Source organism: Synechococcus sp. Nb3U1 (assembly GCF_021533835.1).
Classification (GTDB): Bacteria; Cyanobacteriota; Cyanobacteriia; order Thermostichales; family Thermostichaceae; genus Thermostichus.
On sequence record NZ_JAKFYQ010000001.1, the window covers coordinates 680,085 to 706,996 of the forward strand.

The following is a 26,912-nucleotide window of genomic DNA, read 5'->3' on the forward strand; positions in this document are numbered from 1 at the left end:
CTGGCTAGCCTTCTGGCAAATCTGGCGGTGGCTCATTCCACTGCGGGTCATCCAGAATCGCTTTTTTGGTCTCCTTCAGTTGTTTCCACAACTCTTTGATCTGGCGATAAGCCTCTTCGGGCTTCAGCTTTCCACCGGTTTCTAAGCTACAAATCAGGGCCACTTTATTGCTAAATTCCTGTAAATTGGCGTCAAAAATCAAATTCTGGGGCTTCACCTCGCCCCAGTAGGGATAGCGAGGGGAGAGAAACTCATCTTTTCGGGGAGGATTTGATTCCGGCACGGCTAAACCAGGGTAAAAGGAGCATTCACCAAGAAAATCTCAATCTACAAAGATTATGGGCGTTTTTTCTTAATCGGTTTGGGAACTTGAGCGGGATCCCGTGGAGAATAAAACTGCTCAGGAATGGACTCTCCGCTGCTGGCGGGTTTGCTGAGGGCTTTCTTGATTTGTGGGCGCGGGGTTGAGCGTTTCAGGCGTGGGCGTGGGGGCGTTTTGATCACGGGGCCAATCGGGGTGCCTGCTTCCACATAGAGCAGGGATCCCTGGCGGCGCACCTGTAAATCCCAGAAACTTCCTACCCCTTTGCTGGGCAGGGATCCGATCAGGCGCAGCTTGAAAGCTTGGGGTTTGCTGTTGGCCAAGGCAGCCTCGTTGCGGTTGGAGGGAGATTTTTTCCCGGCCTGACGAATTTTGACGATGATGAACCCCTTTTCTTGGGACTGAAACACCACCTCGCCACGAATGGAAAACCAATCGGGCACGACAGGAGAACGGGATCCCTCGGGTAGCGGCTGCCCCATTTCTTCTGGTGCCCAGACTCCCATCAACTGCACATGCAGATCCTCAGTTTTCTCGCGGGTGCGAGGATAGACCACCCACAGGTAGTTGCGTTCCGGCTCCAAATGCTTGCGTACCAGGCTCATCACCCGGCCTAGCAGCACCGCATCCAAATCCAGTCCATCCGGTGTGCGCAAAATCCCACGGGTAAATTGCTCGGGGGAGGGGATATATTGCCCTTCGATCAGCCCAATGGCCCGATATTGCATTTCTTCCCCAGGCGGTGGAATCGGTTCCAAATAGGTTCGTTCTGTCTCCGCGTCTTCTTGTGCTGCTTTGACTTCCTCAGCAGGGGCTGGGCTACTGAGCTGAGCAGGAGTAGAAGGTTCTGGAAAGCGTTGGGAATCTTCTGGAGAGTCTAGCCCCCTACGGCTACTGTCGGTCTGGTGCGACGACAGCTTCCCCTTGGCTGAGCTGGGTTTGGGGGGCCGGCGAAAAGGGGGTCTCAGATCAGAGGACATTGTGACGGTTCCGTTGCAGTCAATCGAGAATGCTTAGCGGTGGGCAACAACATTCGCATGAGCGGTGCAAAGCACTTTCTGCCACAAGTAACAGGAATGAGCCTGAGCTTTACCCAAGATCTACTCAACACACCACTCAGCCTAACCACCCGTTCCTAATTCTGCCTACGCTAGCCTGCCAGAGACCCATCAGGCCACCTTGCCAGCAACCAGGGATCCAGGGGTTGTCAACACTGTAGCCGATGATAGCAACTGCTTCAGAAATATCTCCGGAAGTGGGATCCCGAAGGTAATACTGCAATCAATCGCCTTGATGTCGGAGGGCAGCTCGCCGTCATGCTCTCACATGCTGAGCAGTTATGGGAAGAAAAAACTAGGCTGAGAGCTACAGCCCCCCATGCCTATTCGGTTTTTGGGCCAGAGTAGCTGTATCCCTTCTCGGTCAAATGGTGCTTAGTTCCTTTTCTTTCTCCGCTAGCAGCTCATCCACCTTCTTGATGTAGCGGTCGGTCAGTTTTTGGATGTCATCCTGCAAGCCTTTGGACTCATCTTCGGAAAGCTCGCCGTTTTTCTCCTGTTTGCGTACCGAATCGATCCCATCCCGGCGGATGTTGCGAATCGAGACTCGGCCTTCTTCCGCTAGTTTGGCCACCTGTTTGCTGAGTTCTTTGCGGCGCTCCTCCGTGAGGGGTGGGATATTGAGGCGTATCACCTTGCCATCGTTGCTAGGGTTTAACCCCAAGTCAGAAGCCACGATCGCCCGTTCGATCGCTGCCAAAGTGGAAGGATCAAAAGGTTGGATCAAGAGGGTGCTGGAGTCAGGAGTGGTGAGGCTGGCCAAGGCTTTCAGGGGAGTGGGAACGCCATAATACTCCACCTGAATACGATCCAGCAGGCTGGAATTGGCCCGCCCAGTGCGCACCGTATTAAAGGATCGCTGCGTGGCCTGCACAGCTTTACCCATCAGCTCTTCAACTTCAGCTAGCTCCACGGGGGCTCCTTCGCATTCAAGACACACAAGACACAGTTGGGCTCAGAGACCCCAGCCTAGATGACCAAACAACAAACAATAAGTAACATCGTCAGTAAGCCTACCCTGAGCCCGAACTTAATTTTACTGCCTTGTCGGGATCTACAGGGGATCCAGTGCGGGATTCCGTTCGATCCGGAGTGCACTTTTGACGCTCATCTCACTAACGCTGAACCTACGGCAGGCTTCCGCCAACGCAGTATGGGCAAAAGTATTGCGACGGATCTGGGTAGAGCAGAAATCTCCAGAAATCTAAAAAAGAAGATCCTAAATTTATCGCCAAAATGCCCCCTGGCAGGATGGTACGGACTCAAAGTATTTTCTAAGCTGCTGAGCAGTAAACTTCTCAACTCAGTTCTATGTTTTTTGGTCAAGTTTTTCCTCTAACCGCTCTCGCTGGCTTGCTTGGCAGCTTAAGCCTCTTTGGTTTTAGCTCCCCAGCGGGGGCTTTGGAGTTGCAGATTGTATCCCCCAATGCCTATAAAGTGCCCTACTTGGGAGTCGATGGCACCTTCACCCTCGATACCTCCCTAGCAGAGTCCGCTAATGATCCGCGCAACCCGAAGCGGGTCAAGTTTGAGAAAATGGAGTTCTTTTCCTTTTATGCGGATTTGCAAGGCTCAGAACCTCTGGCGGAGAACTGCCGCTATGTCTATCGGGGGGCAGCTGCGGATCCCTTCTTTTTCCCTGAGCGTTCTTTGGGATCCATTTGGGATCTGTTTCAATTGCGCGGGGGGGATAATCCTGGGGATAATCCTGGTTGTGAGGCCTTCAAATACGTAATTTTGCGAGCTCCCCACGGGGATCCGATCCACATGCACATGCGCTATGGCGACGACAGCACGGGTTTTCAGGCGCTCTTGGAGAACAGTACCTTGCCAGAAGATGCCGCCAGCTTCAACCCCTGGTGGAGCACCTACTGTGCAGAAGGGGTAACCGCCTGCGACTGAGCCCAGGTTATAGCTCTCGGCGGGCTTCTAGGGCACGGGCCAGGGTGACTTCATCGGCGTATTCTAGGTCGGATCCCATCGGCAAGCCAAAGGCCAGACGGGTCATGTGCAAACTGGGGGAGACCTGCTTTAGGAAGTCCTTGATCACGTGCATAGTCACCTCTCCCTCCACGCTGGGGCTGATGGCGAAGATCAGCTCACGGGGTTTCTCCTGGGCCACTCGTGCCACCAGCTTCCGGATGTGTAGCTGATCTGCCCCAATGCCATTCATCGGGGAAATGAGGCCTCCCAAAACGTGATAACGGCCCTTGAACTCGCGGGTTCGCTCTAAGGCGATCAAATCCTTCACCTCCGCCACCACGCACCACAGGGAGGGATCCCGTTGCGGTGAGCGACAGATCTCACAGGGATCCTCCGCCGACCAGTTAAAGCAGATGGAGCAATGCTTAACGGTTTGCCTGGCTTCCAGGAGGGCTTGAGCTAAGGCTTCGATCTCGGTGACAGGCCGATTGATCAAATGCAAAGCTAGGCGCTGAGCAGTCTTGGAGCCAATGCCGGGTAGCCGTTGCAATTCCTCGATCAGGCGAGCGAGCGGGCGGGTGTACATAAGGGCTTAGGGTAGGAGGGATCAGCCCAATCCCAGCCCCGGCAAGCTGATGTCCCCTGTCAACTCTTCCATCCGTTTGCGCATGGTTTCGGCAGATTGGGTATAGGCGTTCACCATCGCGGTCAGGATCAGATCTTCGAGTACATCCGGGGCTTCTTTTAAGGCTTCAGGATCCAGAGAGACCTTCAGGGGCTCTTGGTTGCCATTCACGGTGACCTTAACCAGCCCGTTGCCGGCTTCCCCGACGATCTCCATTTCTTCGAGCTCTTTCTGGAGCTTTTGAGCGCCATCGCGCACCTGTTGGGCTTTCTTGAGCGCTTCTTGGATTTTGCCGAATGGGCCAAAGCCTCGGGTCATGGGATCCTCTTCTTTATTCCAGATCACTGCTGTACTACTCTACCCGTTTCCTCCCGTCGGTAAAAGCACCTGAAAATTCGAGGAAGAATCGGATCCCTTAGGTTGCAGTTAACCCTGGCGGATTATCCTCAACAAATAAGCCTCTCATCAGCATCTCAAATCAGCATCACCCATCAGCGACAGCGCTTTGGCAGGAGGAACGATGGCCCAACTTTTGCAGGATCCCCAACAATCCCACTCTCCCCCCCACAGCCTCAGCCAACCCAGCCACCGCGCCCCCCGAACCTGGCGCTGGATCCCGGAGCGTTGGTATGTGCATTTGGGCCTGTTACTGGCCTGTTTGGTGCTGGGTTTCCCGGTGTTGTATGCCCTGATCGTCAGTACCCAGAACAATGCGGAAGTGTTTCGCTATCAATTTACCTTTGGCTCCTCCTTTGGCTTCAACTGGCGGCAGGTGATGGTATCGCGGCACCTGGGGAGCTACATGCTCAACAGTACGATCATGGCGGTGGCGATCACCGTCGGCAAAACCATTCTGTCGTTGTTGGCGGGCTTGGCCTTTGTCTACTTTCGTTTTCCGGGCAAATGGCTGGTGTTTGGCTTTGTGCTGATCACGCTGATGATGCCCACCGAAATTTTGATCATCGCCCTGCTGCGTTTTGTCACCGGATTGGGCTGGGGCTCCACCTACTACGCCCTGATTGTGCCCTTTCTGGCCAGTGCCACCGCCACGTTTTTATTCCGGCAACATTTTTCCAACATTCCCAGCGAACTCTCGGAGGCAGCCCAATTGGATGGGGCCAACCCGCTGCAATTCCTCACCCAGGTGCTGATCCCCCTCAGTTGGAACGCCATCGGGGCCCAAGCGGTGATTCACTTCGTCTACGCTTGGAATATGTACCTGTGGCCGCGTCTGATCGTGCAGGGACGGGAAAACCAGGTGGTGCAAGTGGGGTTGCAATCGCTGCTCAACCTGGATAGCTCCGCCTCCTATGGCCCGATGATGTTGGGGGCGATCATCGCCAGCATCCCGCCGGTGGTGGTGTTCATCGCCCTGCAGAAACCGTTCATGAGCGGTTTTGCCCTCGCCCGCGACAAGTGAGCCTGTCCCCGATGCCATGGGAACACCCGCCCTGTTTGAGTGCTTGCCTTCATGCCCAGAGATTTGCGTCGCTTCATCACCCTATTAGAATCCCGTGGCCAGCTCCGCCGCATTACAGCGGCAGTGGATCCCGACCTAGAAATTGCCGAGATTGCCGATCGCCTCTTGGCCTGTGGGGGGCCAGCCCTGCTGTTTGAGCGGGTGAAGGGATCCCGTATGCCCCTGTTGATCAATGCCCTGGGTACGGTGGAGCGCATCTGCTGGGCCATGGGCATGGAGCAGCCGCAGGAGCTAGAAACCCTGGGCAAAAAATTGGCCTTGCTCTATCAGCCGCGACCTCCGAAAAAGTTCTCCCAGGCGGTGGAACTAGGGCAGGCTCTATTTAGCGTGCTCAAGGCCAAACCCAGCCGGGATCTGTTGCCCCCCTGCCAGCAGGTGGTGGTGCAGGGAGAAGAAGTGGATCTGACTCAATTGCCACTGTTGCGGGTCTATCCGGGGGATGCCGGACGGGTACTCACCCTGGGGCTGATGGTGACCAAAGACCCGGAAAATGGGATCCCCAATGTGGGGGTTTATCGTCTACAGTTGCAAAGCCGCAACACCATGACGGTGCAATGGCTGTCGGTGCGGGGGGCAACCCGGCATTTGCGCAAAGCGGCGGCCTTGGGCAAAAAGTTGGAAGTAGCAGTAGCGGTGGGGGTGGATCCCTTGGTGATTATGGCAGCGGCGACTCCGGTGCCGGTGGATCTGTCGGAATGGCTGTTTGCCGGCCTCTACGCGGGGGAAGGGCTCCACCTGGCCCAATGCAAGACCGTGGATTTGCAGGTGCCAGCCCAATCGGAGATCGTCTTGGAAGGCACGATCACCCCCGGAGAAGTGGCCCCTGACGGCCCCGCCGGAGATCACATTGGCTACTATGGCCCCCGCAACGAGCAAGCCCCCCTGATCCGCTTTCACTGCCTCACCCACCGCCGGGATCCGATCTATCTCACCACCTTCAGTGGCAAGCCCCCGAAGGAAAACGACATGATGGCCCTGGCCCTGAACCGGGTTTACACCCCCATCTTGAGACAACAGGTGCCGGAAATCGTTGATTTCTTTTTGCCGATGGAGGCTCTGGGCTACAAAGCGGCGATTCTTTCGATTGACAAAGCTTACCCTGGCCAAGCGCGGCGAGCGGCCCTGGCCTTCTGGAGCGCCCTGCCCCAGTTCAGCTACACCAAATTTGTGATCGTGGTGGACAAAGACATCAATGTCCGGGATCCACGGGCGGTGGTTTGGTGCCTCTGTTCACGGGTGGATCCGCAGCGGGATGTGTTTATTCTGCCAGATAACCCCTTCGACTCCCTCGATTTCGCCACTGAAAAACGCGGCCTTGGGGGCAAAATGGGCATCGATGCTACCACCAAGATCCCCCCGGAAACCGATTCCCTCTGGCGGGATCCCCTCACGTCTGATCCTGAGGTGGCCAAGCTGGTCGAGCGCCGCTGGGCGGAGTACGGCCTCTCGGACGTGAACTTGCAGGCCGCGGATCCCCGTTTGTTTGGCTATGAACTCTAGGCCCGCAGCGCTTCGATCGGATCCAATTGTGCCGCTTTCCGGGCCGGGAAAATGCCGAAGACCAGCCCAATTGCCGTCGAGAGGCTGAAAGAAACCGCCACTGCCACCGGATCGATCGTGGTTGCCAAGGGGGTAAAAACCTGTACCACCACCAGAAGGCCACTGCTGAAGAGGATGCCGATCACCCCCCCCGTCACGGCAATAAAAATGGCTTCTGTGGCAAATTGCTGCAAAATCTGGCGGCTATCGGCCCCAATCGCCTTGCGTACCCCGATCTCATGGGTGCGTTCGGCCACCGAGATCAACATCACATTCATGATCCCTACGCCCCCCACCAGCAGGGAGAGGGCCGCTGTGCCCGTCAGCAACACCCGCAGCAGGCCCAGGATCGTGGCCGCCCCATCCAGCAACACCTTTTGGTTACGGATGATGAAGTCATCTTCCCCCACCAGTTGATGCCGTTGCCGCAGCAGGTTGCGAATTTGAAACTCGGCAGCGGGTAGATCTTCCACCGAGCGGGCTGAGGCGAAAATCGCCGTCAACTCCGTGCCGTAGGGAGATCTGCGCCCAACAAACTGATTGGCCACCACATCCACCGGCAGAAATACCCCAGCATCGCTGTTGCCAAACACCGTCGGTTTGGAGCGCAGGGTGCCGATCACCTCAAAGGGCAAATTGTTCAGCAACACGGTCTGCCCGAGAGCACTGGCGGGATCCAGCCCAAACAGTTGGCTAGCCGCCTCACTACCCAGTACCACCACTGAGCGTTGTTCCTTAATATCTGCTGGCGAAAGAAAGCGACCGTGTTCCATCTCCAAATTCAATACCGACAAATACTCTGGCCAGGTGCCCGTCGCTTCATAGCGGCGATCTACTCCCCCCCGCACCGCGCGCACATTGGTGCCGATGCTGGGCACGGCTGCCGATACGGCGGGCACCTCCTGCTCGATCGCCATCAGATCATCCAGGGTAATCGGGCGGGTATTGCTGGCATCCGCTAGGCCCAAGCTGGACGAAAAAACAATTAACAAATTGGTGCCCAAGGAACGGAACTGATCCACCGCCATCTCTTGGGCCGCATTGCCAAACCCGGCGATCGCCACCACCGCTGCATTGCCGATCAGGATCCCGAGCATGGTGAGGCCCGTGCGCAGCCGATGCCGTTGCACCATTTGCCAGGCCATTTTGGCAGAGGTAACCAGACTCATGCTTATGGCTCCGCTTTGATCAACGTATCTAGGGTCATCCCTGGCGGCAAGGAGGTAAAAACGCGATCTCCCGGCTCTAGCCCTGAGAGAATCTGGGTTACCCCGCTTTGGGTAATCCCCGTTTCCACCTGCCGATAGACGGGCCGTTGGGTTTGCGGATCCAGCAGGATCACCCCCTCTTGGCCTCGCTCGTAGGTGACGGCAACTGAGGGGACGGTCAGGGCTTGCGGCTGGGGATCCCCGATGAAATCCACCGAAACATTCATGCCCGTCCGCAAAAAGTCTGCCCCTGGCTCCGGTTCCACGATCACCCGAAAGACCGTCACTTCCCGTACCACCACCGTTGCCGGAGCAATCCGTTTCACCTGGCCCTGCACCACTTGGTCAGGATAGGCGAGGGAGCGAATCTCCACCGGTTGCCCCACCTGGACTTGCGCAATTTGGGCTTCGGGCACTTCCGCCCGCACTTCGATCCCTTGCGCCAGGGCCAAAATCGAGCTGGAAGAGGCGGCTGTAGCGTCAGAAGCCGCTGTGGTGGGGGCCACAAAAGAACCAATTTCGGCAAAACGTTGCACCACGATCCCTGTGAAGGGAGCACGAACTTCTGTATCGGCAACCCGGGATTGCCGTTGGGCCAGATCTGCCTGCGCTTGGGCGATCTGGGCTTGGGTTTGCTGAATCGCTTCCGGGCGGCTCCCTAGCTGTAGCCGCTCCAGTTCCTGTTGGGCAGAACGCAGTTCCGCTTGGGCCTGCTCCAGACGAGCCAATCGTTGATCCAACTCGTTGCGGGCCACCACCCCCTCTTGTACCAAGGCTTGAATGCGATCCCACTCGGTTTGGGCTAAGTCCACCTGGGATTGGGCCGCATCCACCCTCGCTTGGGCACCGGCAATGACTTGGGTACGTTCCCCCGCTTGTTGCTCCGCCAGACGGGCTTGCAATTCTTGAATGCGGGCTTGGGCCTGTTGAATGCTGCTGGTCAGATCCCCATAATCCATGCGGGCGAGTAACTGCCCTTCTGTCACTTCATCCCCTTGATCCACGAATAATTCCAGCAAACGCCCCGACTCCCGCGGGCTGACATTCACCTGGCGAATGGGCTGCACCTGCCCACTCACCCGCAGGCGTTGGGTGAGATCCGCCACCTGTACGGGCACAGTCAGGGCTTGGAACCGTTGTGCCATCTGTTGCTGGAACTGCCGCTGGAGAAAATATCCTCCTGTACCTAAACCCGCCAACAGCAAGCCGGCAACCATCCAGCCGATGGGCAATCCTCTTTTTTTCCGGGATCCGGCCTGCGCAGGGGGCAGGGGCGGTTCTAAGGGTTTGGGAAGGGATTGGGATCCCGTCTTTGGCTCATCCGTATGCAGGATCACAGAATGTCTCCCATTCATAACAAACGCCCCGACTCCCGCGGGCTGACATTCACCTGGCGAATGGGCTGCACCTGCCCACTCACCCGCAGGCGTTGGGTGAGATCCGCCACCTGTACGGGCACAGTCAGGGCTTGGAACCGTTGTGCCATCTGTTGCTGGAACTGCCGCTGGAGAAAATATCCTCCTGTACCTAAACCCGCCAACAGCAAGCCGGCAACCATCCAGCCGATGGGCAATCCTCTTTTTTTCCGGGATCCGGCCTGCGCAGGGGGCAGGGGCGGTTCTAAGGGTTTGGGAAGGGATTGGGATCCCGTCTTTGGCTCATCCGTATGCAGGATCACAGAATGTCTCCCATTCATAACAAAGGATTGACCTTTCTTTAGCCTATTGGAAAGATTCAGGGGGCGTAAACACGGTTTCCCGCATCTTAACTGGGTCGGGGATCCCTCGCTATGCTGACCCCCTGCAAACCCAAAAACAAACTCTGTACAAGGAGGAGGATGGGTTGTTATTATGATTAACTGCCAGTAGCGCGGGAAGGCCATGAACGCTCAAGAGATCATCCGCTCCATTGAAACGGAACAAATGAAATCGGATCTGCCGGAGATCCGTATTGGCGATCAGGTGCGAGTTGGGGTTCGCATTCAAGAAGGCGGCAAAGAGCGGGTACAAGCCTTTGAGGGCACGGTCATCGCTGCTCGCAATTCCAGATCCAATCGCACCATCACCGTGCGTAAAATCTTTCAGGGAGTGGGAGTGGAGCGAGTTTTCCTGATTCACTCTCCCCGCATTGAGTCGATTAAGGTGCTGCGTCGCGGTAAAGTGCGCCGGGCCAAGCTTTTTTACTTGCGGGATCGGGTGGGCAAAGCCACTCGCATCAAAGCCAAAGTGGATTACAAAGAGCAGTCGCTGTAATGGGCTTGGGTGCGGCTGGTGTAGCTGCTAGACTGGGATGAGCTAGATGAAAAGCTGGTCAGTTTCCAGCCGATGCGTCCTTAGTTCAGTTGGTAGAACGTCGGTCTCCAAAACCGGATGTCGTGGGTTCAAGTCCTACAGGACGCGCTGACTATCAAACCCTTTTGATCGAACCAACCGGTTCCACTATTGACATCCAGCCTTTTCCAGTGTTATCTGACACAGCAGATTCAGGTCAATCCCTTGCTCCATCAGGTTTTTTGCCTAGCTCAAGGGTATGCGTAAAGTCGGAAAAGGCGGTAGATTCTATTGCGTCCGTCGCCGAGGGCTAGTTCAGCCCCCCAAGTTGCTGCATCCCAGATGGCGGCTGGATAACCGTACGGGTCAATACCTCTACGTCCTGATGTCCTCGGATCCTACCGATATCCCCCTAGGGGGCTTGGTGAATACCAAGGGACAAGTTAACCTGAGTAACTCGGGCAGACTGGGGAAAGCGCGGTGCAACTCCGCCACTGTGACGCAACTGTGATGGGATCCCTCCCTCAGCCAGAACACCCACCTGCCCCTATCCCACATCCCTTGCGATTCACAAGGAACGGAGTTTTCGTGTTTGATCTGCTCAGTACCCCACCCCTGCCCCGTTCTACCCCTGATCCGTCGGGAGCAGCCCTGCCTCTGTTGCTGATTGGCCATGGATCCCGAGACTCAGAAGGGCGGCAAGCTTTTTTAGACTTGGCCCAAGCCTACCAAGCCCTCACCCCCCACCGGCCTGTGATCCCTTGCTTCTTGGAGTTGACCGAGCCAAGCATTGCCCAAGGGATCCAACAGTGCATCGCCCAAGGGTGGCAAGAAGTGGTGGCGTTGCCGCTGCTGTTGTTCGGGGCACGACACAACAAGTTTGATGTGACGGTGGAATTGGATCGGCTGCAAAGCTTGTATCCGCAGCTGCGCATTCATTACGGTGGGCCACTAGGGATCCGCGTTGAAATTCTGCAGCTGCTGCGAGACCGTTTGAGTGCTCTACTGGCCGCTCAACCTATTAAAATCCCGAACTCCGAAACGGTGCTGCTCTTTGTCGGTCGGGGATCCAGCGATCCAGAAGCCAACGCCGAAACCTGTAAACTGGCCCGTCTGCTTTGGGAGGGATCCGGTTTTCGAGCCGTTGAGACCTGTTTTATCGGCATTACCCATCCGCGCCTACCGATGGGGTTGGAACGGGCTTTGTTGTGGCAACCGCGGCGGGTGATCGTCTTGCCCTACTTTCTCTTTACCGGAGTGTTGGTGAAGAAAATTATGGCGACTCTAGAGGAACACCACCGCCTTCATCCAGAGATGGACTGGCTGGCTCTACCGGAACTGGGCATCGTCGATACGGTATTGCAGGGTCTGCACCAACTGGAACAAGAAGCCCGCCAGGGCCAAACCCAAATGAATTGTCACCTGTGCAAGTTTCGACTGGCAGTGAGCCAATCGGCAGGTGCCCAGCATATCCACCACCCTCACGACAATGCTACGCATCGCTCACACGATCACAGCCATTCCCATAGCCACGGTCATCACAACCACAGCCACCCGGCGGCGGCGGATCCCTATGCGCAGCTAGAGGATTATCATCAACGGGCTTGGCAAGTCCCCTAGTGGGGGCGGAACCCTTAAAGCAGCACCATCAACCCAACAGCAACCACCCCCCCAATCACACCCCACACCAACTGCCAGAAGGGATGATGACTGGTCACAACCTGGCCTTGGTGGTTTTGGAAGCGGGCCAGATCCATCCAGGAAGCCACGCCACGCCGGAACCAACCCACGGCGGATCCCTGCTCACCGATCAACCCCTGCACCTGATTGGCCCCAAATAGGAAGTTGCCCAGAGGCCCAAAGCGAGAGGCATAGCGCAAGAAGATCATCCCTGACTCATCCTGAAACTTCAGATCTGAGCCAAACCGATAGCCAGCATCGCCTCGCCCGATCACCTGTCCTTTCAGTTGCATCGGCAAACCGCGCAAGGGGCTGGCATAGGGGTTGCTCATTGCCTTCAACACATTCAATGCCGGAGGATTATTGAGGCTGGGGTACATCACCGTCATTTTCAGCAACTGCCCTACACTGCCTCCCATAACAATTAGCCCCACGAAAATGCCGAAGCGATCCGCCATCAACGCCGGGATCCCCAGCAGTGTCCCCAAAATCATCCCCAACCAAACAGCATTCAGCAACACCACATCCAGTACAAAGCCCCCGTAAAGCTGTTGACGGTTCAGATGTTTGCCCTGCGCCGCCACCGTGGCCATATCAAATTCCACCGGCAAATCCAGTTGTTCGGCGTAGGTACCCAAGGCGCGAACCCGTTTGCCCGTTAGGGGATGGGTAGAATTCAACTCCATCCACCAAGCCCAGGGGTTAAACAGATCCCACAAAAACACCTTGCCCACCTGCCCGGGATCCGCAGTCACCCGATAGGCGGTGCCGGCCGTTGTAGCAGCCTTGGCATCGTAAATGCCTAGGGCACGGGTACCTTCCAGGAGGCGCGAACTGCGCTGGAGGGCTTCCTCATCCTGTTCCCGTTCCCCTTCCTCCACAATGCCATAGGCGATCTTCACCAAAGCCCGAGAAAGCGCATTGGGATTTCCCGTCACTTCAGCAGCAAAGTGATCGGCGAAGTATTCTCGTACCCGCGAGAGGTAAAGCAACAGGTAGGATCCGGCCACGTAAAAGATATAGGCAATGAAGGCGAGGGAGCGGATATTTTTGGCCGCTTTGCTGTTCTCCCGTACATCGCGCACATAGCTATAGATCAAGTAGGTGATTTGCACCAGCGTGGAAGCCAAGGTCATGACGGCAAAGTCCCAGTGGATCACGTGCCCCAGCTCGTGGGCGTACACCGTCGCCACTTCTTCATCTTCCAAATAGGTGAACAGCCCTTCGCTAACGACGATGCGGGCGGTGTCCGGCAAGCTGCCGTAGGTGAAGGCAGTGGGGTTTTGGTCGCGGATCAGCCCCAACTTCGGTTGCTTCAGCTTGTGTTTTTGACATACCCGTTCGATCACCTCCACCGCTTCTGGGCTACGCCGTTTGATCTCGGCTAGGCTCACCCATTCGGTGCCATAAAGCCAGCCCTGGGTTAAGTCCATCAAAAAGGGTGACAAAAAGAAGATCAGCCCATTAAAAGCAAGCGTGATCAGGATGGCGAAGATGAGATAGGCAAAGGAGAAGCCACCCTCCAAACTGGCAATTATTGCCAGTGAAAGCACAAACACCATCCCCAACAACAGGCCCACCGTCACTGCTGAGGCCGCTGTGAGGTTACCGGCAAAACTGGCTAAGGTGAGCGAGATCCCCATCTGAGGGGCACGATGGCTGCGTTTCAACTGTCCTGTAGTACGGTTGGGAGTAGGCGGCACAGATTCCAATTCCGTCAGGGTGGTGCTGGGGTTAAAGCAGTATCGGCTTAGCCAAATGCTCAATAGGCGCAGTTGGTGCTGATTTAGGGTTTTCAGAGGTTCTAGCCACAAAGCTGCCTCCACAGACAGCATCACCGTCGAGACCGAGGTGGGGTTCTCAAACAGCGTGGGCAGCAGGGGCAAGATCTCGCGCTTCTGTTCGGCAGTGAGGCGGTGAAAAGCCAGGATGGCCTGACAGAGCAAACCCGGCGGCTTGGGCAAATCGGTGGTGAGGAGCAATCGATTGTCAGTAAAGCAAAAGCGGCTTAGATCTAGAGGCTCGTCAGGCTCCACCTTCACAGCTACGGGATCCGGGGCGGGGGGCTGTTGGAGCTTGACCTGAGTTTTCCAGTCGGCGGCGTGTTGGCCGATCGGGCGACTGTAGAGGGCTAACCTTTTGACCTGTGGATAGTGCGTAGAGACCGTGATTTGGAACCAGGAGGTGAGTTCTTCGTAGTCGAGGATGAGATCAGCAGGACGATTGATCATCACCACCACGGCGTAGGCCTCTGATTCACTGTCCCGAATCGGCTGGGTTTTGACCTGGAGTTTCAGGTGTGGGTTTTGTAGCGCTTGTTCTAGCCACTGAGTGATCTGCAGCTCGTTCATAGCCATCTCCCAAGTCTAAAAGAGCAGCCATTCGCCACCATCGGCCTTTACAGTGGCTATTGTGACATTTCCCCTTGCAAGTGGGATCCCTCCCAGATCACAGACGACCTGTACACCTCTGCGGCCCTATTGGGTGAACGATGCCTTTCTCCTCTAACAGTATGGGATTTGATTCTTTCGGATTTGGTAGTGCTATTCGTTCTCTGTGGGGGTTGGAGCCGCAGGCAATTTTTTTGAATCACGGCTCCTACGGTGCAGCCCCAAAAAGGGTGTTGCAAGCTCAGAGTGCTTGGCGAGAACGCCTTGAGGCTCAACCGGTACGGTTTATGGGAGAGGAACTCCCCCAAGCTTTGCGGAGGGCAGCAGCAGAGTTGGCCCATTTTGTCGGGGCTGAACCTGAAAATCTGGTGTTTGTGGAAAATGCCACCAGCGGGGTGAATGCTGTCTTGCGCTCCCTCTCTTTTCAGCCGGGGGATGAGATCGCTTTTGCCAACCAGGGCTATGGAGCGGTACAGCAAACGATTCGGTGGGTGTGTGGCAGAACGGGATCCCTTCCGGTTGAGGCGCAGATCCCCTTTCCGATTGCGGGCCCGGAACAGGTCATTGCAGCCTTCGAGGCGATCCTCAGTCCACAAACTCGTTTGGCGATCTTGGATCACATCACATCACCCACAGCCCTGATTTACCCATTACCTGAGCTGATCAGCCTCTGTCGGGAGCGCGGGATCCCTGTTTTGGTGGATGGTGCCCATGCCCCAGGGATCCTCCCTCTAAAGCTGGAAAACCTGGGGGCCGATTGGTATACCGGCAATGCCCATAAGTGGTTGTTTGCCCCGAAAGGCTGTGCTTTTTTGTGGGTGGCTCCTCATCAACAGGCCCAAACCCACCCGACGGTGATCTCTCACGGGTATGGGCAAGGGTTCACAGCCGAATTCGATTGGGTGGGTACACGGGATCCCAGCGCTTGGCTGGCGATCTCGGCGGCATTACAGTTCATTCAGGAGTTGGGGGTTGAGCGGATACGGCAGCACAATCACACTCTGATGAAGCAGGCGCGGCAGTTGCTTCTAGATCGTCTCCAGGAGATCCCGCCTGTTCCAGAGGACATGTTGGGTTTTATGGCCACCCTTCCTTTGCCGCCGGTTTGGCAGCAATGGATGCCGGAGCAGCTTTTGTCGATCCGGGCCCGCCAGTTGCACGATTACCTTTGGCACACGCACCACATCGAAGTCCCGATCATCCCCTTCGGAGGGCAGCTTTGGGTTCGCATCTCTGCTCAGCTCTACAACTATTTGGCGGAGTATGAACAGTTGGCACTGGCATTGGAACGGCTGCCCGATGGTTTTGCGGTGTAACGTGGTGCAAAGTCAGAAAACCTTAGAACCTCTGTGAAGTCGGAAAAGGCTGTATCTCAAACTCCGGCCCAGTGCCACCAGGCCCAGCCCAGCCCCACCAACAGTGCCGTCATCCCGTACAGGAATCCCACCACCCGTACCTCCGACCAACCCCCCAGTTCCAGATGATGGTGCAACGGAGACATGCGCAGCAAACGTTTGCCTTCACCCGTTTTGCGTTTGGTGTACTTAAAGTAGCTCACCTGCAGGATCACCGACAGCGCCTCTACCACCAGTACCCCGCCCATCAAGGCCAAGGCCCACAGTTGATCTCCCAGCAGGGCCAAACCCGCTAGCGCTCCTCCCAAACCCAGAGATCCGGTATCGCCCATAAATACCCGCGCCTTGTGGTGATTGTGGGCCAAAAACCCCAGACAGGCTCCGCTCAACCCAAAGGCCAGCACCGATAACTCCGGATCCCTGTGGATCAGCCCCAATCCAAACAGCAGGATAGCCACTACCCCTGCCGCCAAGCCATCCATGCCATCCGTCAGGTTCACGGCATTGTTGGTTCCCACCAGCACAAACACTGCCAACGGCCAAAACAGCCCACCCAAAGAGAGGGTACCCAGCCCCGGCAACGTTAGCCCAGTCGGGATTCCTTGCCAGGCCAAATAGCCACAAAACAGCGCCGCGATCCCCAACTGCAAAAACAGCTTTTGTTGGGGGGATAACCCCTTGTTGGATTGCTGCCGGATCACCTGCCAATCATCCAGCCAACCGACAAACCCAGAGGCCAAAGTGAGTACTCCAATCGCCAGCACCTGGGGATCCCAACCCGTCCACCCCCAGGCCACCAGTAGCCCCACAGGTAGAAAGCTGATCCCCCCCATCGTTGGTGTGCCCGCCTTTTTCAGGTGAGATTGGGGTCCTTCCTGGCGAATCACCTGCCCCGCTTTCCACCGCCGCAACCAGGGGATCAACAGGGATCCCAGCACACCAGAGGCCAAGACACTCGCCCCAAAGGGGACGAGCACCCACAGACGTACTCCGACCAACAGGCCCGTGAGCGCCAAGCCCAACCCCAAGGAGAGCAGCATTCCCCCCCCCGCAGCCGATCCCCCAGGCGGCTCCACTGGCCCCACAGACTCTGGGGTAGACCAGGACTCCGTCTCGCTGACACCCACGGGATCAGCAGAGGGATCCGTGAGGGGATCGGACAAATCAGGCCCAGAGACAGGTACAGGATCCTTCACAGCCATAGCCTCCAACACACCCCAACAGCCCCCCAAAAACTCCGGCGGGAGAGCCCAGAAAAACTCTATCTCGCCAGAGGCTCAGATGCGAACGTCGGTTGTGAAGGATCCCTTAGAGTGCACCCCTCAATAGGGCCATTTCCAATTGCGCACCTCCGGTAGATCCTCCCCGTGCTCCTGGATATAGTGTTTGTGCTCGACGAACTTGTTATGGATGATCTGCTTGATGTGAGCCCGCTCGTACTTGAAGCGCTCCACCCGATCCAACACATCATCTGCCAAGCTAAAGCGATCTACCTCGTTGAGGACACACATATCAAAAGGTGTGGTGGTCGTACCTTCCTCCTTGTAGCCGCGCACGTGTAGGTTGTTGTGGTTGGGACGGCGGTACGTGAGGCGGTGAATTAACCAAGGATAGCCGTGGAAGGCGAACACAATCGGCTTATCGGGGGTGAAGATGCTGGCGTAATCCACATCGCTAATGCTGTGGGGGTGTTCGCCAGGGGGCTGCAACTTCATCAAGTTCACCACATTCACCACCCGAATCTTGATATCCGGTAGGTGCTGTCGCAAAAAGTCCACCGCCGCCAAGGTTTCCATCGTCGGCACATCGCCACAGCAAGCCATAACCACATCCGGCTCGGATCCCTGGTCATTGCTGGCCCATTCCCAAATGCCCAGACCTTGGGTGCAGTGCTTGATGGCTGCATCCATATCTAGGTATTGCAGGGCCGGCTGTTTGCCCGCCACCACCACATTCACGTAGTGGCGACTGCGCAGACAGTGATCCGTAACCGAGAGCAGGGTGTTGGCATCCGGGGGCAAGTAGACGCGAATCACATCGGCTTTTTTGTTGATCACATGATCCAAAAAGCCGGGATCCTGATGGCTAAACCCGTTGTGATCCTGCCGCCACACATGGGAGGTGAGCAGGTAGTTCAAAGAGGGGATTGGCCGCCGCCAGGGAATATGACGAGTGGTTTTCAGCCATTTGGCGTGCTGGTTGAACATGGAGTCTACCAGATGGATAAAAGCTTCGTAACAGGAGAAGAATCCATGCCGCCCCGTTAAGAGGTAGCCCTCCAGCCAACCCTGGCAGGTATGCTCACTGAGAATCTCCATCACCCGCCCATCGGGGGAAAGGTGATCGTCGTAGTCGTAGGTTTCTGCCACCCAGGTGCGGTCACTGGCTTCAAACACCGCATTCCAGCGGTTGGAGGCGGTTTCGTCCGGGCCAAAGATGCGGAAGTTACGCTGATCCTGGTTGATCTTCATCACATCCCGCAAAAATTGTCCCATGACACGGGTGGCTTCCGCCTCGGTGGTGCCGGGGTGAGGCACAGGTACTCCATAGCGGCGGAAATCCGGCATTTTCAGATCCCGCGTCAGCAGGCCACCGTTGGCGTAGGGTAGTGCCCCCATGCGCTTTTCCCCTTGAGGAGCCAGTTCTTGCAACTCGGGGATCAGGCGACCCTTTTCATCGAAGAGTTCTTCCGGTTTGTAGCTGCGCATCCAGCTTTCTAGCAGTTGCACATGCTCGGGCTTGGAGGCCATTTCCGAGAAGGGTACTTGGTGAGAGCGCCAGTAGTCTTCGGTTTTTTGGCCATCTACTTCTTTGGGACCTGTCCACCCTTTGGGGGTTCTCAGGATAATCATTGGCCACTGGGGACGAGTGGGATCCCCTTTGCTGCGGGCGTTATGCTGGATTTCCTGGATTTCATGGATGACGGTATCCAGGGTGGCAGCCATCAGCTGGTGCATTTCCGCCGGCTCGGAGCCTTCCACAAAGTAGGGCTTGTAGCCATAGCCCACAAACAGGCTTTGCAATTCCTCATGGCTGAGACGGGCCAAAACGGTGGGATTGGCGATCTTGTAGCCGTTTAGGTGCAAAATCGGCAGCACCGCCCCATCGTGGATCGGGTTGAGAAACTTGTTGGAATGCCAAGAGGTGGCCAGGGGGCCGGTTTCCGCTTCGCCATCCCCCACTACGCAGGCCACCAGCAAGTCGGGGTTATCGAAAGCAGCTCCAAAGGCATGGGAGAGAGCATAGCCCAATTCGCCTCCTTCGTGGATGGAGCCAGGGGTTTCCGGGGCCACATGACTCGGGATCCCGCCAGGGAAGGAGAACTGCTTGAAGAGCTTTTGGATCCCTTCTGTGTCTTGGCCGATATTCGGGTACACCTCGCTGTAGGTGCCCTCGAGGTAGGTATTGGCCACCAAGCCGGGACCACCATGGCCAGGGCCAGTGATGTAAAGGATGTTGAGGTTATCCCGTTTGATGATGCGGTTCAGGTGGACATAAATGAAGTTCAATCCTGGTGTGGTGCCCCAATGCCCCAAAAGACGGGGTTTGATGTGCTCGAGCTTCAGGGGTTCCCGCAACAGAGGGTTTTTCATTAGATAGATTTGCCCAACGGACAAGTAGTTGGCGGCCCGCCAGTAGGCATCGATTTTCTGCAGTTGGTCAGCGCTAAGGGGTTTTGTTGAGAGCTGTTCTGCCAGAACCATAACCAGACCCATAGGTATCTATACCCTCATGGTGGTTCAGGTTTCATGAATTCTGCGGGGATCTTGTGATCTCTTTTGAATTGGGATTTAGCCCGCAAGGGAACTGCCGCTGGGATCATGCCAATTGGGATCCCTAGAGGATGGATGAGAAATTCAAGCCAGCCGCCTGAGCATCAATCTCACCATGCCCAGATAGACCCAGGCTTCCGTAATTATTCCCAGTGGCTCATTATCTCGACTCAACCGCCGGTTCATACTTAGCCAAGCCTTAGCCAAGCCAATGTTCTCTTTCTCTAATGTTCTCTCCTCCACGGACTCTCCCGTGTACAGCCCTTTCTCTAGTCATCTAGCACAGCCAATCTTACCTATCCGTTACTCGGCCAAGGACACAACTCCAGCCATCATCACAGGAAACTCCTGAAAGGGCTATATTTCTCTTTCATCACTTTCGGGAATTTGATGAGTTTGTGTCATTTCAGCCTACGAGAAATCAAGCCTTTCTCCCAATTTGACAGAAGAGGAATATCTCACCCTGTCTATCAATTTCCTGCTACATACCTTTGGAATTTCTATCATCCTCTATTATCCATAGAATCCGACACAAATAGTATACAGGTTTGTATCGTTACGCTGTTCACACTTTTTGTCGCAGGTCTTTTTGTCGCAGGTCATTCTAATTTTAGATGCTCCTTATTTTCAACCACACCCATAAAGAATGAATACCGATCCACAATCCCGTCCAAATCCAGTTATCTAGCCAGATTTTGCCCAAGACTGGCAATGTTAAGCCATGAGTGCCGCCTAAGAATAATCCTGCCAAGAAAATCATAGTTTGAAATCCCAAGAAACCCAACAATAGCATCAAGGGGATCCAGATATAATTCATCCGCAATTGATCTGGCTTAAAAAGAGGTCGATAGCTAGCCATAAGAGTAACGCTCAGTGTACTAATTCCTAGAACAATACCCCAGGCAAAAGAATCCGGTGTGCGAGGATAATTGTGAAGCAGATAACCGAAGATTTGATTGGAAAACCAGATCATCAAAGTGCTTACTATGGCTTTTGAACGGGTCAGAGTTGTTCCTGTCAGGATTCCAATAGTTACAAAAGGTAAGGTGCACGTGTAGGTGATATTACCCAAGCAGCCAATGGTGGTGAGTAGGCTTGCCCAGAAGTAACCTTGAGCCATTTGCTGACAGGTTTGGATCCAAACGTGGGCTGGGAGCCAAGCAGGTTTTTGCAAAACAAACGAGGTGGATGATTGTAAGCTGGTCATCGTTTATTCTCCTGGAAAAAGATGAGACTTTAGGGGACAATGATGAACCAGATGGCTTTGCACAATTTGCTCGGCAACTTGAGGGGTGACTCGTGTGTACCAGGTACGGTTCCCAGAATAGAAGACCACTGGACTTGGATCCCCCACATACGGGGTTTGCCCTCAGGATTAAGCCGTTGATAAAGGGCAGCTCGGCTCACCAACCGTTGCTTACGTAGCCCAGACGAGGTTTTATTGTAGGGGCCGCCTAAGTGTTCTTCTAAGCATAAATGCAAATGCCAAGTTTCAGTGGCAACCGTCAAATAGCCATCATAGAGCACGCATAAAGAGGGAGGATCTTTAAAGGCAAGTTCCAGCACACCTCCCTCGACAACGTGTCCCAATTGCACCTGTGCCCAGTGCTCCTGAAAGAGGCTGTACAGCAATGGCCCTAAGCAGTCGATGTGGGTAGAGATCCCTTCATAGCTCAGGATCCAGCCCGTAGGAGAAAGATCCTGCCAGGATTGGTAAATTGGGGTAACCCAAGGACTAAAGGCAGCCATCACTGTTCTCCAGTTAGCTCAATTTGAAGGACTATTCAATCTCAATCGGTGGGATCCGAGCAATCACACCTTTTTTAAGAGGACGTTCAGCCCAGGGCAGGATCCCATCGGACTTGGTGAGATACAACTCTGCAGTTTTGAGGATTGAATCGACATCTTTTTCTGGATCCAAATCTCCAAAAATATAGGTGGTCTTTGTGAGGGCAGCCAGCCCAATCACACAGGCATGACTACATCCACTCATGCAGGCTACGGGTTTGAGCTTGAGTTGGGGATTCAGGGGTTGGGATCGCAATTTTTCGAGAAGAATCTCTCCTTGACTGACTCCCTCTCTTTTGCCATTCACCCACTGGGATCCACAGGTGGTGCAGACCCAAAGGTAATGGGTGAGGCTGGGTTGAGATTGAACTTGAGCTTGAGGATCTTGAAGGATCTGGGTCATGGTAGGTTTGGGTTGTAAAGGATGTAAGAAAGCTGGGATCCTTCCTAAGCGTTGATAGTAAAAATGCACCACTAAAATTGACCCCGCAGATTAACTCTCAGGGTACGGCCAACACCGGGATAACCTGGGAATACTTCGTACTGTTGATCCAGGAGGTTATCTACTCCCATTTCTAGGATTAAAGTATCTGAGATGGGGATCCCTCCTTTGAGGGAAAGAAGGGTATAACCAGGGAGAGATTCACTATTGTTATTGTTGGTAAAAAAGTTACCAACTTGATGTAGCAACAGGGATCCATGCCAACCCTCGAAGGAATGATAAGTTAGCCCCAAGTTGAAACTATCCGCCCCGACAAAAGCCAGCTCCTTACCTAGTGTGGCTGAGTTTAGAGCCTCACGAATCCTGGGATTATTGAGAGTATAGTTGACAAAAGCTCTCCAATTTGAATCGAAACGTAGATCCAAGGCGGCTTCCAAGCCGGTATATTCCACTAAACCGATGTTTTCGTAGGATCCTGACGTTTCACTTGTGCTGACAAATGTAATGCCATCTCGGATTCGATTTTGAGAAAAAGTTAGACGAAGAAGACCAATATCTCCCAAAGTCTGATCAAGTCCAATATCAAAACTCTCCCCCCGTTCTGGTCGCAAGCTAGGATTGCCATTCACTTCAAAAAAACCCCGCAACCGAAAGAACAATTCTGAAATCAAGGGGGTACGAAAGCTGCTGGCATAGTTAGCTCGGAGGGTGGTGCCATCCCCCACAGACCAACGGATCCCGATGGCCGGAGAGGTGGCTGAGCCATTCACCAAACTATTAAAATCCTGACGGATCCCTAGGTTGAGATTCAAATTGGATGCTGAATCGTAGTCCAAGCGAGCAAACAGTGCCTGCTGATTGACCCTGTTGTTGTAGTTGACATTGGTGGATCCCTCAGTAAATGAAAACGTGGTATTGCGTCCCGCAATGGAGCGGTAGTCGGCTCCCACTACCCATCGGAGGGTATCACTTGCTTGCCAATCGTATTGCACCTGGGATCCCCAGCCGGTTCTGGCAATAACATCACGGGATCCCTGGGTTTCGGGAGAGCTAAACTGATAGTTGAGATCGTCAAAAAAGACTCTAGCCCGTAGGGATCCATCTCCCTGATCCCAAAGCCAATCTAGATCCAACAACACATCATGGGTGTCTTGAACCGCATCAGGTGAAGGGAAGTTGATACTGCCAGGGACTTGAAATTGCTTATTTAGATATAATCCATTCAAGCTGAAACTGTGATTTTCACTGACTTGCCAGGTGAGCTTAGTCTGGAGATTGTTGTACTCTACTGCTGAGTTTTCTCGGATTCCGGATTGCTCCAACCGAGCAATTTCAAAGGGAAAATCATTAGCACCCTCTAGGCGGCGATAGCTGATCACCCAGCCCAGATTCTCTGCTTGGCCGCGATGCTGGATCCCTTGCTCATTGAGGCCATAGCTGCCAACAGCCGTTTCCAGCAGGGTCTCTGACTCGGATGTGGGAGTTACCGTCACGATGTTGATCACCCCGCCGATGGCATCGGAACCGTACAGGGTGGATCCACCCCCTGGTGCAACCTCAATTTGCTCGATGACATCGCTGCTGATCTGGGACAGATCAAACCCGCCCAAAAAGCCCAAATCGTTGATGGGCCGACCATCCAACAGCACCAATACCTGAGCCGTGCGCCCCCCGCGCATGAATTGAGAGCTGAGTGCTCCCAATTGAGTCCCGGCAGTACCATCGCTGAGGATCCCCGGCAAATAACGCAGAGCTTCCTGAGCAGTTCTAGCTCCCTGCTCCTGGATCTGCTGGCGGGTGATGACATATACAGGCCGAGAAGAATCCCGCAATAACCCCGGGCGACGAAAGGGACTAGTCACCGTCTGGTTGAGAATCTCAGCACTGATACCAGTCTCCAAAACCTCTTCTGGATCCAGTGCTTGCCCCCACACCGGAATCCCAATAACCAAACCTCCCAGCCCAAGGCTGAGAAAAAAAACTTTATTCACAGTCAAGGCTCCCTTTTCCGTGCAACGCGGAACATCAAGGACACGAGCAAAGACCGTAGGCGGGCATCCTGACTGAGAGCTAAGCAGACACCTAACTCATCACAGTTGCGGCACAGCGCCGGATTTACACCGGACTTTCCCCCTCACTCACCGTGGCTGATCCCCACAGTGACCTAGCGGTAGACTTGCACTATACCTCCAAACCTAGAGGATTCCTATCCACCCTGGGGGGACTAAGGCGTAACAGTCACCTCAAAAATCTCCTCATCCGCTAGCCTCAAAACCCGTTGCCCTGCTGCTAACAACTCTTCTCGCGGCAAATCTCGATACTCTTCCAAAAAGGTGCCCAGCACGCGAAATTCCACCTGCTTGCCACTCTCCCGATGAATAACTAGACTAACCATTTCTGTAACGGATCCCACCTCCACCAGCTTCAGATTCATTTTTCCTAAACTGGCACCGGTTCCGGCGTGAAGACCATCTACTATAGAAGTAAACTGGATCTCCTTGGGTGACTTGTGAATCACCTCCACCGCAAAGCGATTTACAGAAGTGTGAGGGGTAGGGCTAAGCAAATCCAGTTCTTTCAGAGCTCTCAGTCCCATGCGATAGCCAGCGACAGCCCAAGGCCCCGCTCCCCCATGAATATCTGTTACCCGCTCTCTCCCCCATGAATATCTGTTACCCGCTCTGCTGTTGCTGACAGCGAGAAAGAAGGCTGCTCCTGCAAAGTTGGAATGGGGCCCCCGTGAGGATGTGCCAGAACAAATAATTGGCCTCCAGGTAAGCTGAGACTAAACAGAAACCCCGATAATGACAGGCAAGACCCTACACTCAAAATCCTAAGCAAGCTAATCATAGGCAGCGGGAAAGCTTGAATGCCCCCTGACACTTGACAATACTATGCTACACTATCTCATCTCATCTGTGGAACTATAACCCTGGCGCTTCAACCTGTCCATACCAGGACAGGGTTTACCAATACTATCTCTTCAAGTCAATATACAAAAATTATTTAGGCTTAAAAAATAAATATAAATTTGCAAAACTCTCTGGATTGTTGTCTGTCATGTCTATTGTAGAATTTGTTTAACTTGATTTGTTACTGCAAGCATTTTCCTGAGATTACAGGATCTACAGTATCTATTGTCTTGGCATCATGTAGCAATGGAGATTGAGAAAAGAGATTAGGGAATAGAATCGGTAGAGAGCTTCGTTGCGACATACATTTTTTGCCTTTCTGTTAGGATTCTGTAAGCTAGAGAGTTTCTGGCACGGCAGTGAAGGAAGTTATTAGGGTTTATTTGCTTAAGCTCGGTAGACTTGGAGGAGCCTTATGGATACCCCAGGAAACATTCAGGATAACGCGATTTCTATGCTGAGTAATCTTTGGTCTCGGCTGCTAGATTTCATGCCAAATTTACTGGCTGCTATTGCTATTTTGATTTTGGGTTGGCTGTTGGCTACAATTATTGCTTCTACGACCAAGAAGCTACTTAAAAAGACTCAACTGGATAATCGAATTGCTGGCTGGATCCTTGGGAAAAAGGAAGGCAGTAAATTGCCTGAGGTAGAAAAATGGCTGCCAGCAACTATCTATTGGTTTATTTTACTATTTGTCTTGGTAGCAGTCCTAAATGCTCTGAAGCTGGAGGTGGTTTCAGCTCCTCTGAATAACTTTTTAGGAGCCATTTTTACTTATTTACCACGAATAGGAGGAGCTACTTTATTGCTGGGTGTTGCTTGGTTGGTGGCTACAGTTGCTCGGTTTGCTGTAGTGCAAGGGTTAAAGCGTTTTAATCTAGATGATCAGTTGGCGCTTGTCTCTAAGGACAGTGCAACTGAAGAAGCGACCCCTCAAGATGCAGGAGCAAAAGTATCTCCAGAGGTTAGCAGAGCTGACGCGACAGCAGGGACTGCAGAGGGTAAAGTTGCTGGAGCTTTTTTGCTGAATGAGACTCTCGGAAACATTCTCTACTGGCTGATCTTGCTATTTTTCTTGCCACTCATTTTAGATGCTCTTGATTTACAGGCGCCTTTACAGCCCTTACAGAATCTAATCAACCAGTTACTCTCAGTATTGCCACGGATTTTTGGAGCTGTAATTATTGGGGCAATTGGTTGGTTTGTTGCTCGGATTGTGCGAGGTATTATCACGAACCTATTGATAGCTGCTGGGGCAAATTCTCTTGGTTCTCGCTTAGGAATGTCGCAACTGGCCCAAAATATCGGCATGGTGGTTTACCTACTGGTTCTAATTCCAGCGGTGATTGCAGCCTTCAATGCTCTTGATATCCGGGCTATTTCTGATCCGGCTGTGGCAATGCTGGAGCAGGTGCTGCGGGCAGTGCCTTTACTGGTGGGAGCGGGTTTCATTTTGGCGGTCTTTTATTTTGTTGGCCAAGTGTTGTCTAATATCGTGACTCAGGCACTACAGGCAATGGGCTTTGACAACATCCTCACCTGGCTGGGTTTGCCTCCTCTGCAGGCAATAGCTCCTGTGGAATCTGAGAATGAATCGAATGAACCGGTTGTGAAACAGCGTACCCCTTCTGAAGTTGTGGGATTGGTGGCATGGGTTGGGGTGGTGCTCCTAGGAGCTATTCCTGCTACAGAGCTGCTGCAATTTGCTGCCCTGACAGATATTGTTCAAGGGATCCTGTTGATTGCTGGGCGAGTCTTAATTGGTGTTTTGGTATTCAGTATTGGCTTGTACTTGGCAAACTTAGCCCACTCATTGGTGCATGGACTGGGGGGACAATCTTCTCAGGTGGTGGCTCAGGCAGCTCGCATTGCTATTTTGATCTTTGTGGGAGCAATGGCTCTGCAGCAAATGGGGGTGGCCACCGATATCGTGGTACTGGCTTTTAGCCTGATTTTGGGAGCAATTGCAGTGGCGGTTGCTCTGGCTTTTGGGCTGGGGGGGCGAGATGTTGCGGCTGAGCAACTTCGTCAGTGGCTCAAGACTTTTGAGAAGAAAGAGTGAAGGGATCCCTGGGTTGTGGTTTGTGATCTCTGCAACAATTTTCGGCTGAACCTTTTGTGTCTAAAATAGGGATCGGAGCAGA

Annotated in this window: 24 protein-coding genes, 1 tRNA gene and 2 riboswitches; of the genes, 8 read left to right on the plus strand and 17 right to left on the minus strand. The window is 54.1% G+C overall.

Going from position 1 to position 26,912, the window contains the following annotated elements; all coding sequences use genetic code 11:
• Positions 1–4: 4 nt before the first annotated feature.
• The 3 genes from L1047_RS03105 to frr form a co-directional block, all read right to left on the minus strand.
• Complete coding sequence (locus L1047_RS03105) at positions 5–283, minus strand: DUF7219 family protein (protein ID WP_235277302.1); 279 nt, start codon at positions 281–283, stop codon at positions 5–7.
• 53 nt (positions 284–336) lie between these two features.
• Positions 337–1,302: a hypothetical protein gene (locus L1047_RS03110; protein WP_235277303.1), complete on the minus strand. Its 966-nt coding sequence runs from the start codon at positions 1,300–1,302 to the stop codon at positions 337–339.
• Positions 1,303–1,744: 442 nt separating this feature from the next.
• Positions 1,745–2,293 (minus strand): ribosome recycling factor, encoded by a 549-nt coding sequence (gene frr / locus L1047_RS03115; protein WP_235277304.1) that lies wholly within the window; start codon positions 2,291–2,293, stop codon positions 1,745–1,747.
• Positions 2,294–2,787: 494 nt separating this feature from the next.
• Here frr and L1047_RS03120 point away from each other — a divergent pair, with 494 nt between their 5' ends.
• Positions 2,788–3,282, plus strand: a complete 495-nt coding sequence (locus tag L1047_RS03120) for a hypothetical protein (RefSeq protein ID WP_235277305.1) — start codon at positions 2,788–2,790, stop codon at positions 3,280–3,282.
• Between the two features lie 7 nt (positions 3,283–3,289).
• Here L1047_RS03120 and recR read toward each other — a convergent pair whose 3' ends face one another.
• Positions 3,290–3,889, minus strand: coding sequence for a recombination mediator RecR (gene recR / locus L1047_RS03125; RefSeq protein WP_235277306.1), 600 nt, complete (start codon positions 3,887–3,889; stop codon positions 3,290–3,292).
• Between the two features lie 21 nt (positions 3,890–3,910).
• The gene (locus L1047_RS03130; RefSeq protein ID WP_235278843.1) at positions 3,911–4,246 is read right to left on the minus strand and encodes a YbaB/EbfC family nucleoid-associated protein; all 336 of its coding nucleotides are present in this window, start codon (positions 4,244–4,246) and stop codon (positions 3,911–3,913) included.
• Between the two features lie 202 nt (positions 4,247–4,448).
• Here L1047_RS03130 and L1047_RS03135 point away from each other — a divergent pair, with 202 nt between their 5' ends.
• Both L1047_RS03135 and L1047_RS03140 read left to right on the plus strand, forming a co-directional pair.
• The gene (locus tag L1047_RS03135; protein WP_235277307.1) at positions 4,449–5,348 is read left to right on the plus strand and encodes a carbohydrate ABC transporter permease; all 900 of its coding nucleotides are present in this window, start codon (positions 4,449–4,451) and stop codon (positions 5,346–5,348) included.
• A 51-nt stretch (positions 5,349–5,399) separates the two neighbouring features.
• Positions 5,400–6,908 carry a UbiD family decarboxylase gene (locus L1047_RS03140; protein ID WP_235277308.1) on the plus strand — a complete coding sequence of 503 codons (1,509 nt, stop codon included), beginning with the start codon at positions 5,400–5,402 and terminating at the stop codon, positions 6,906–6,908.
• Here L1047_RS03140 and L1047_RS03145 read toward each other — a convergent pair.
• From L1047_RS03145 to L1047_RS03155, 3 genes are read right to left on the minus strand one after another with little or no spacing between them, the layout of a single operon-like run.
• The gene (locus tag L1047_RS03145) at positions 6,905–8,116 is read right to left on the minus strand and encodes an ABC transporter permease (RefSeq protein WP_235277309.1); all 1,212 of its coding nucleotides are present in this window, start codon (positions 8,114–8,116) and stop codon (positions 6,905–6,907) included. The genes L1047_RS03140 and L1047_RS03145 overlap by 4 nt on opposite strands.
• A gap of 2 nt (positions 8,117–8,118) precedes the next feature.
• A complete protein-coding gene (locus tag L1047_RS03150; protein WP_235277310.1) occupies positions 8,119–9,492 on the minus strand; it encodes an efflux RND transporter periplasmic adaptor subunit in 1,374 nt (457 codons plus the stop codon).
• Positions 9,493–9,506: 14 nt separating this feature from the next.
• Positions 9,507–9,833 (minus strand): hypothetical protein, encoded by a 327-nt coding sequence (locus L1047_RS03155; RefSeq protein ID WP_235277311.1) that lies wholly within the window; start codon positions 9,831–9,833, stop codon positions 9,507–9,509.
• Positions 9,834–10,035: 202 nt separating this feature from the next.
• Between L1047_RS03155 and rplS the strand changes: the two genes are divergently transcribed.
• Both rplS and L1047_RS03165 read left to right on the plus strand, forming a co-directional pair.
• Positions 10,036–10,407 carry a 50S ribosomal protein L19 gene (rplS, locus tag L1047_RS03160; protein WP_235277314.1) on the plus strand — a complete coding sequence of 124 codons (372 nt, stop codon included), beginning with the start codon at positions 10,036–10,038 and terminating at the stop codon, positions 10,405–10,407.
• 74 nt (positions 10,408–10,481) lie between these two features.
• Positions 10,482–10,554 (plus strand) — tRNA-Trp (locus L1047_RS03165).
• A 122-nt stretch (positions 10,555–10,676) separates the two neighbouring features.
• Here the strand turns inward: L1047_RS03165 and L1047_RS16720 are convergent.
• Positions 10,677–10,796, minus strand: a complete 120-nt coding sequence (locus L1047_RS16720) for an NAD(+)--rifampin ADP-ribosyltransferase (protein WP_443081699.1) — start codon at positions 10,794–10,796, stop codon at positions 10,677–10,679.
• Between the two features lie 52 nt (positions 10,797–10,848).
• Positions 10,849–10,984, plus strand: a riboswitch (cobalamin riboswitch).
• Positions 10,985–11,013: 29 nt separating this feature from the next.
• Between L1047_RS16720 and L1047_RS03170 the strand changes: the two genes are divergently transcribed.
• Entirely contained in the window at positions 11,014–12,045 is a 1,032-nt protein-coding gene (locus L1047_RS03170) for a sirohydrochlorin chelatase (protein ID WP_235277315.1), read from the plus strand.
• A gap of 14 nt (positions 12,046–12,059) precedes the next feature.
• On the opposite strand, the gene L1047_RS03175 is transcribed toward L1047_RS03170, so the two are convergent.
• Positions 12,060–14,456 (minus strand): M48 family metalloprotease, encoded by a 2,397-nt coding sequence (locus L1047_RS03175; protein ID WP_235277316.1) that lies wholly within the window; start codon positions 14,454–14,456, stop codon positions 12,060–12,062.
• A gap of 140 nt (positions 14,457–14,596) precedes the next feature.
• Between L1047_RS03175 and L1047_RS03180 the strand changes: the two genes are divergently transcribed.
• On the plus strand, positions 14,597–15,811 hold the full coding sequence (locus tag L1047_RS03180; protein ID WP_235277318.1) for an aminotransferase class V-fold PLP-dependent enzyme: 1,215 nt from the start codon (positions 14,597–14,599) through the stop codon (positions 15,809–15,811).
• Between the two features lie 56 nt (positions 15,812–15,867).
• Here L1047_RS03180 and mraY read toward each other — a convergent pair whose 3' ends face one another.
• The 7 genes from mraY to L1047_RS03215 form a co-directional block, all read right to left on the minus strand.
• Complete coding sequence (mraY, locus tag L1047_RS03185; protein ID WP_328286055.1) at positions 15,868–16,890, minus strand: phospho-N-acetylmuramoyl-pentapeptide-transferase; 1,023 nt, start codon at positions 16,888–16,890, stop codon at positions 15,868–15,870.
• Positions 16,891–17,172: 282 nt separating this feature from the next.
• Positions 17,173–19,554 carry a phosphoketolase family protein gene (locus L1047_RS03190; RefSeq protein WP_235278844.1) on the minus strand — a complete coding sequence of 794 codons (2,382 nt, stop codon included), beginning with the start codon at positions 19,552–19,554 and terminating at the stop codon, positions 17,173–17,175.
• Positions 19,555–20,233: 679 nt separating this feature from the next.
• The gene (locus L1047_RS03195; protein ID WP_235277321.1) at positions 20,234–20,830 is read right to left on the minus strand and encodes a hypothetical protein; all 597 of its coding nucleotides are present in this window, start codon (positions 20,828–20,830) and stop codon (positions 20,234–20,236) included.
• A gap of 29 nt (positions 20,831–20,859) precedes the next feature.
• Entirely contained in the window at positions 20,860–21,372 is a 513-nt protein-coding gene (locus L1047_RS03200; RefSeq protein ID WP_235277323.1) for a DUF7676 family protein, read from the minus strand.
• A 31-nt stretch (positions 21,373–21,403) separates the two neighbouring features.
• Positions 21,404–21,814, minus strand: a complete 411-nt coding sequence (locus L1047_RS03205) for a DUF1636 domain-containing protein (protein ID WP_235277324.1) — start codon at positions 21,812–21,814, stop codon at positions 21,404–21,406.
• Positions 21,815–21,885: 71 nt separating this feature from the next.
• Positions 21,886–23,844, minus strand: coding sequence for a TonB-dependent receptor plug domain-containing protein (locus tag L1047_RS03210; RefSeq protein ID WP_235277325.1), 1,959 nt, complete (start codon positions 23,842–23,844; stop codon positions 21,886–21,888).
• A 41-nt stretch (positions 23,845–23,885) separates the two neighbouring features.
• Positions 23,886–24,037, minus strand: a riboswitch (cobalamin riboswitch).
• A gap of 40 nt (positions 24,038–24,077) precedes the next feature.
• The gene (locus L1047_RS03215) at positions 24,078–24,617 is read right to left on the minus strand and encodes a formylmethanofuran dehydrogenase subunit E family protein (RefSeq protein WP_328286056.1); all 540 of its coding nucleotides are present in this window, start codon (positions 24,615–24,617) and stop codon (positions 24,078–24,080) included.
• 602 nt (positions 24,618–25,219) lie between these two features.
• Between L1047_RS03215 and L1047_RS03220 the strand changes: the two genes are divergently transcribed.
• The gene (locus L1047_RS03220) at positions 25,220–26,830 is read left to right on the plus strand and encodes a mechanosensitive ion channel (protein WP_268836414.1); all 1,611 of its coding nucleotides are present in this window, start codon (positions 25,220–25,222) and stop codon (positions 26,828–26,830) included.
• Positions 26,831–26,912 lie beyond the last annotated feature (82 nt).